The organism is Cyanobacterium stanieri LEGE 03274, assembly GCF_015207825.1.
GTDB lineage: Bacteria > Cyanobacteriota > Cyanobacteriia > Cyanobacteriales > Cyanobacteriaceae > Cyanobacterium > Cyanobacterium stanieri_B.
Window position 1 is genome coordinate 59,032 of sequence record NZ_JADEWC010000018.1, and the last position, 7,761, is coordinate 66,792.

A 7,761-nucleotide genomic window follows, 5' to 3' on the forward strand; every position below is an offset into this window, starting at 1 on the left:
AGAGTTGTTGCGAAATAGGTTTTTGCCAAATTTCGTCCTTATTTGATAAGGGTTTCAGATACGCAGATATTTAATTGACAACAAGTCTAATTAAGATAAAAAATATCGGGTAGGTTTTCCTACCCATAAAATTACTAATCCGCAGACTTATCACGATCCAACTTAAGCATTAAAACACCGAGGGGAGGTAAACATAAATCAAGGGAGTAAGGATAATCATGGAAAAACCATTCATCAGTCCATTTGCCACCCAAGTTACCCATATTACTTCCACCATAATCTTTAGAATCACTGTTAAAGATTTCGCTATAAAACCCAGCTTCTGGCACACCAACACGATAATGGCTATGGGGTTGAGGAGTAAAGTTACAGACAACTACAATAAAATCATCTGCATTTTTAGCACGACGAATAAAGGAAACCACACTATGGCGACTATCACTACAGTCTATCCATTGAAAACCTTCTTCCTCAAAATCCCTTTCATAGAGTGCGGGTTCAGATTTATAAATATCGTTGAGGTTGGCGAAAAATCCTTTTAGTTGACGGTGGGATTGATAGTTAAGTAGATGCCATTCTAAGTCTTTCCAGACATTCCATTCTGTCCATTGCCCAAATTCCATGCTCATAAACATGGTCTTTTTACCTGGATGGGCAAACATATAACTAAATAAACTACGAAGGTTGGCAAATTTTTGCCATTCATCCCCTGGCACTTTACCAATCATGTTGCTTTTGCCATGGACTATTTCATCGTGGGAAAGGGCTAACATATAGTTTTCGCTGTGGTGATACCACATACTAAAGGTAACGCTATTTTGGTGAAATTGACGAAACCAAGGATCCATGGCGAAATAGTCTAGCATATCGTGCATCCAACCCATGTTCCATTTCATGTTGAATCCTAAACCACCCATGTAGGGGGGGCGTGATACCATGGCCCAGGAGGTGGATTCTTCGGCGATGGAAAGGATACCGGGGAAGTAGTTAAAGATTGTGCCGTTTACTTGTCTTAAAAATTCTACGGCTTCAATGTTTTCTCTACCGCCGTAGTCGTTGGCTACCCATTGCCCATCTTCTCTATCGTAGTCGAGGTATAACATGGAGGCGACGGCATCTACTCGGATTCCGTCAATGTGATATTTATCGAACCAGAATAGGGCATTGGCGACGAGGAAGTTACGGACTTCGTTACGACCATAGTTAAATACTAATGTACCCCAGCCTTTATGTTCTCCTTTGCGGGGATCTCCATGTTCAAATAGGTGAGTTCCATCGAAGAAGGCTAGTCCGTGTCCGTCTTTGGGGAAGTGACCGGGGACCCAATCAACTATTACGCCGATGCCGTGGAGGTGACATTGATCGATGAAGTACATGAGGTCTTCGGGAGAGCCATAGCGGGAGGTGGGGGCGTAGTAGCCTGTCACTTGGTAACCCCATGAGCCATCGAAGGGATGTTCGGCGATGGGTAGTAGTTCGATGTGGGTGTATCCTAGTTCTTTGACGTAGGGGATAAGGCTTTCGGCTAGTTCGTAGTAGGTTAGGAAACGGGCATCGGGTTTGGCGTCGGAGGCGGTGACGATTTCGGTTTGTTGCCCGTAGTTTTTGGGGGGTTGTTCTTTGGAGGTGTGTAGCCATGAACCGATGTGGAGTTCATAGACGGAGATGGGTTGGTTGAGGGGATCGGTGTTACGGCGTTTTTCGAGCCATTGTTGATCGTGCCATTGGTAGGTGTCTAAGTCGGCAACGATGGAGGCGGTTTTTGGTCTAACTTCTTGGGAGAAGCCGAAGGGGTCTGATTTTTCGTAGATGTGACCTTCCCAGTTTTTGATTTCGTATTTATAGTGAGTGCCGATGTCTAGTTCGGGGATGAATAATTCCCAGACGATGTTATTTATTTTACGCATTTGATGTTCTCTACCGTCCCAGCTGTTGAAGTCTCCGAGAATGGATACGTTACGGGCGTTGGGGGCCCATACGGCGAAATAAACTCCTTTGACTCCGTTTTGCTCGATGACGTGGGCGCCTAGTTTTTCGTAAATGCGGTGATGGTTTCCTTCTTGGAATAGGTATAAGTCATAGTCGGTGATGGTACTGGATTTGAATTGGTAGGGGTCATAAATTACTTTTTCTTGATCTCCTTGTTTGATTTTTAGTTGATAGTTGTTTAGTTCTTCTGTTTTAATTTCACATTCAAAGAAGTTGGGGTGATGGTGCGATCGCATCTTATATTCTTCTCGAAGTTCTGGGGCAATAACATAGGCTTCGGAGGCTTTGGGTAAATAAGCTCTAATCACATAGGTTTTCTCGCCTTCTTCTTGGCTAAGAAGATGAATCCCCAATATTTCAAAGGGATCATGGTGTAGATTATTTACAATTTGTTCTACTTGTTGACTGGTAATATTGCTAGGCATTTAATCTTATTCAGTTAAAATGTTTTTTTATATGTTGTCATCATGATACCTAGTTTTTCTGGATTGATTCGATTAAATGGGGAAAATCATCAAGGGTTTGTTCTAATAAATCAAGGTCAAAGGAATTAATTTGCTCTTGTAAATGGTGACTATATTCCCATAGAGGCTGATAATCATACTTTTTGGCTTCTTGGGTCAAATTTTGGGCTAATTCCCTAATATAAGCGGTTATTTTGGTTTTATGGGCTTTTTCCCATAGGGGTAGGTATTTATCTTGGAGGATATTAATCATTTCTTTCCTTTGAGGGGGGGGCAAGGGATGATTTTTTTCTTGTGAGGGGGGCAAAAAATAAGCAGTTTTTAGGGATGTATTTTGAGCAAATAATTTTTTGAGAATGGTGACGATGTCGCTACGGCGCACTGGTTTGGGCAATAGTTCAAATATTAGGGGTTTTATTGCTTCTATATTTTCGGCTTGGGGGGATGCGGTGACAATGACAATGGGAATATCTTTGGTACTAGAATTATGTTTTAAAAATTTCACTACCTCTTTACCATCTAAAACAGGCATTTTTAAATCTAGTAAAATTAATTGGGGTTTATATCTTAGGGTATTGGCGATCGCCTCTTGACCATCTTCAGCAAAAACAAGATGATGGAGAGTACCATGGAAAAAACCCTTCATTAACTGTAAATTAGAAGGAACATCATCAGCCACCAAAATCGTCAAAGGCTCAAATTGTTCCAAATTATCATCCAATAAAGATGCCATGGGAGAAGGAAAAACCAAAGCACAACCCACCAAGGGAAAAGTAACCGTAAACACACTGCCCACCCCCACCGCACTTGAAACCTCAATGGTGCCATCAAGCATATTCACCAACTTTTTAGTAATCGTTAACCCCAAGCCCGTGCCACCATATTTACGATTATTTTGTCCATTTTGCTGAGTAAAAGATTCAAAAACCCTCTCCATATCCTCCTCAGGAATACCTATACCGCTATCCTCAATGGCAATAAAAAACCCACAATTTTTAATACCTACCTCGAAGCCTTCCCCGTTATAACAACCAGCCTTAACCCTTACAAAACCATGTTCAGTAAACTTAATGGCATTACCAATCAAATTAAACAAAATTTGTCTTAAGCGAATCGGCTCAAATATCACCCCCACAGGAAAATCTTCCCGAATATCCAAAATTAAATCAATACCCTTTTTTTGCGACTGATACTGAAAAATAGTAATAATTTCTTGCAATAAATCTCTAACATTTAAAGCCTCATAATCTACCCTCATTTTTCCCGCTTCAATTTTAGATAAATCCAAAATATCATTAATCAAAGCTAATAAAGTATGACCACTACTCGAAATAGAATCAAGATAACTCCTAGCCAAATTATCAGGTATAAAATCTTTTAATAAATCAGAAAACCCTAGTATAGCATTCATAGGAGTTCTAATTTCATGACTAATATTGGCTAAAAATTCACTTTTTGTAAGATTAGCAATTTCGGCTTCTTCCTTAGCTACTTTTAATTGTGCCGATTTTTTTTGCACCTCCAAAAAAAGTTCAGCTTGTTCGATAGCAATACCCAATTGTACAGCAATTTGCTTGAGTAAATTAACCTGTCTTGATACCCAAAAAAAAGATTGACAATGATAAGCCCCCAATAAACCCCATAATTTATCACGGGTAAAAATAGGCACAATACACATGGCTTGGGCATCAAATTCCTGATACAACCGACGATGACAATGGGAAAAATTTGCCTGAGAAATATCATTAATGGTTGTTACTTCTCCCTGACGGTAACGCCCCCCATGGTTTTCCTGTAAGTAACTATCATCCCATCTACGGAGATTATTTTGTTCTACCAAGGAGATTAAACCAACTTTTTTACTTTCGGCAATAAATTCTCCCCCCCAATCTTCTTGAAAACCATAGACAGAAACTCGATCGCACTTTAAAATATTTCTAACTTCATCACAGGTAGTATTACAAATCACCTCAAAATCGAGACTATCCCGCATTTTCTTCATAATGGAGTTAACTGCCTTTTGAAATAAGGCATTCTCCCTCAGGGCAATTTCCCTTTGTTTATCAATGGTAATGTCAGAAATTACCCCATTCCATACCACACAATCATCAATGGTAGAGGGGATACAATGAATTTTCAAATATTTTTGTTTACCTTTAGGAGTAACAATGGAAAAACTATAGTTTAAGTCTCTTAAATATTGGCGGGATAAATAAATAATTTGCCATAAATCATTCCGTTGCCCTTTCTCAATTAAATTAAATAATTTTTGTCCATCATCGGTAATTTCTTCGGGGCTTAATCCCAATATGTGTTGACTGGCATCACTGACAAAGGAAAAATAATAATTATCTTTTTTATCCATAAAAAATTGAAAAATTACATCGGGAGTTAGGGCTGTAATTTCTCTTAAAACTTGATTATTTATAATTTTATTAAATGATGTTTTTTTTAGATTTTCAATAGTTTTTTTCTCTTTATTCATTTTTATTTTATCTCTATATCATCTCGATTTTTAATCAAGTTTGATATTTTTTTTATGGTTTTATTACTTTATATATTCTCAATGTATATTTAATATTGTTTTCGTTTAATTTTTGGTTTTGTTATCTTAAACTAAGATTTATTGACTATTGACTGATGATTTTATGAATATTTCTCTTATAAAAAATATTCAACATCATATATAACGTGGTTTTTAAAGTCTAAAAATATAGTTAATTTTGTTTATATTTTAAATATTTGTTGTTCGGAAAAATTATATAGTTTTTATAACAAGAATAATAGTATATTTTGTATTCTTTATAACAATTATAATACTTTTAATTAAGCAACGATATTTTGTAACGAAATATTACTCAGCATGAAGTTTTGTTGCGTTGTCGGATTACAGCTTCCTATATGGTTGCAACAATTATATGTTTTAAGTTTTAAGACTGTGTTGAGCTAGTTTTATTTATGGCGTTGGTCAATTAAGGTATGATTTCTTGTTGAGGAAGGGAACAGGGAACGGGGAATAGGGAACAGTTATAATATTTAGAAGTCTTAGTTTTTTGTGTAATTCAATAATGTTTCATACTTAAAATCAGCAATGGCTAAACTATTACTTGCAACCAATAACCTAAAACTTCTTTAACTCTTAATTACTAACTCCCAATACTTTCATGGTGGGCGAAAGGTGATTATTCTGAGAATAATAGTGCTTAGGGTGATGATAACCTTGGGCAGATGGAGGATTATTATCTTGTTGCAATAACTCAAGATTAAAACGATAACCCACATTACGCACCGTTTGAATTAAATTAGGCTGTCGAGGATCAACTTCTATTTTCTTACGTAATGATAATACATGGGTGTCAATGGTGCGCTGATTTTCAATTTCTTCTGGCCATGCCCTTCTTAGTAATTCTGTTCTACTTAGGGCGATTCCTTGGGCTTGGGTTAACACATAGAGTAAGCTAAATTCTTGGGGGGTTAAGTCGATAAATTCCCCTCTAAATTCTACCCTCCTTTGTACTAAATCTATTTTTAAGTCTCCAAAATCAAGGATGAGGGGGGCGTTATTAACTCGAAAACGACGTAGTAAAGATTCCACTCTGGCTAAAAATTCTTGCATTCCGAAGGGTTTTTTGATGTAATCATCTGCCCCTGCTTTTAAGCCGTTAACAACATCTTTTTCGCCTATTTTTGCGGATAAGATTAAAATTAGGGTTTGACTAGATTGGGATAACCAGCGACAAAATTCTACTCCGTCTCCATCGGGTAAATCTGAATCGATAATCATTAGGGTAGATGGATTTTGAGAAAGGTTTTTCCTTGCTTGTTGAATAGTGCTATATTGATGGGTAATGTAACCTGCTTGTTGTAAATGCCATCCTAGGAGCGATCGCAAATGGGGATTCCCTTCAACTATAGATATATAAATCACTTACGCTTTTCCCAATGTCTTGAAATTTTAATATGTCAAGGATAGCCTAAGTAATTATCAAGATACTGTAACACAGGCTACTTAGGCGCTACTGAAAAATCATTTAGTTTGTTGCGCGAGTGCATAGAATTGTTATTTATTCGTTATGGAAAGGGTTATCTTTTTTTTCGGCAGCCTTAAACTTACTGTTATTTTGAGTAGTGTCATAAAATAAGGGTATTACCTCGGCTTTTTGGGGGGGTTTAATTTTTTCTTGACGACGGTGGGAGGTTTTTTCTTCGCTGGTATTTTCAGCGACGACTTCGTAGAGTTTGGCTAATTTTTCTTCTTGATTAGCTTTGCGCAAAATACGTCCTAATCTTTGAATATATTCCCTTGTCGAGCCTGTACCTGATAATATTACCGCAATTTTGGCATCGGGTACATCAACACCTTCATTTAATACATGGGAAGCGACAATGATTTTATAATCTCCTTCTCGATATTTTGTTAAAATTTGGTGACGCTCTTTTACTGGGGTTTGATGGGTGATGGCGGGAATTAGAAATTGTTGGGAGATACGATAGACTGTGGCGTTATCGTTAGTAAATACTAATATTTTATCGGGATAGTGTTTACTGATTAATTCTGTTAATATTTTTAGTTTACCATTAGTGCCTGAGGCGATTTCTTTGGCTTGGCGATGGGCTATCATTGCCCTTCTTCCTTCGGGGGATTTGGCGCTGGCGATGACAAATTTTTGCCATCCTTCAAGGCTGGATAGATAAATGTGAGATTGTTTTAAAAATTCGTTGCGGGTTTGGATGGCTTGTTGATATTGTTTTCTTTCTTCGGGGGTAAGGGTAACTTTAATGGGAATAATTTGGTATTCACTCAGGGCAATTTTTGATAATTCTTCAGGGGTTTTGCGGTAAATTACTTTACCGATGAGGGTATCTAATTTATTATGGCTTCCGTCTCCTCTTTCGGGGGTGGCTGTTAAACCAAGACGGTAGGGGGCGATGGATTCTTCGGCGATGACTTTAAAAAAGTCGGTGGGCAGATGGTGGCATTCATCAAATATTTGTAGGGCGTATTGGTTGCCTAGGTGTTTGGCATGAATGGCTGCGCTGTGGTAGGTGGCGATTAAAATTGGGCTACTGTCGTGGCTTCCTCCCCCTAGTAAGCCTACTTCGGTGGCGGGGAAGGCTTTTTCTATTTGGGCATACCATTGGTGCATTAAGTCTAGGGTTGGCACTAATATTAGGGTGGTGCGAGGAGTACAGGCGATCGCCATTTGGGCTAGATAGGTTTTTCCGGCGGCGGTGGGCAAGACGATAACTCCTTGTCTCTGGGCTTTTTTCCATGCTTCAAGGGCTTCTTGTTGATGGGGGTAGGGGG

4 protein-coding genes are annotated in these 7,761 nt (G+C 38.3%); all 4 read right to left on the reverse strand.

The genetic code is table 11. From position 1 onward, the window contains the following. Nucleotides 1-134 precede the first annotated feature (134 nt). A complete protein-coding gene (gene glgB, locus IQ215_RS09205; RefSeq protein ID WP_193801019.1) occupies nt 135-2,414 on the reverse strand; it encodes a 1,4-alpha-glucan branching enzyme in 2,280 nt (759 codons plus the stop codon). A 49-nt stretch (nt 2,415-2,463) separates the two neighbouring features. Continuing rightward, the gene (locus tag IQ215_RS09210) at nt 2,464-4,938 is read right to left on the reverse strand and encodes an ATP-binding protein (RefSeq protein ID WP_193801020.1); all 2,475 of its coding nucleotides are present in this window, start codon (nt 4,936-4,938) and stop codon (nt 2,464-2,466) included. A gap of 654 nt (nt 4,939-5,592) precedes the next feature. Next, nucleotides 5,593-6,381 (reverse strand): winged helix-turn-helix domain-containing protein, encoded by a 789-nt coding sequence (locus tag IQ215_RS09215; RefSeq protein WP_193801021.1) that lies wholly within the window; start codon nt 6,379-6,381, stop codon nt 5,593-5,595. 136 nt (nt 6,382-6,517) lie between these two features. Continuing rightward, nucleotides 6,518-7,761, reverse strand: a 1,244-nt coding sequence (locus IQ215_RS09220; protein WP_193801022.1) for a DEAD/DEAH box helicase, incomplete at its 5' end; no start/stop codon positions are given.

Excerpts from the sequence above, each read along its gene's own strand:
- glgB (WP_193801019.1), bottom strand. The coding sequence starts at position 2,414 with ATGCCTAGCAATATTACCAGTCAACAAGTAGAACAAATTGTAAATAAT.
- IQ215_RS09210 (WP_193801020.1), bottom strand. The coding sequence starts at position 4,938 with ATGAATAAAGAGAAAAAAACTATTGAAAATCTAAAAAAAACATCATTT.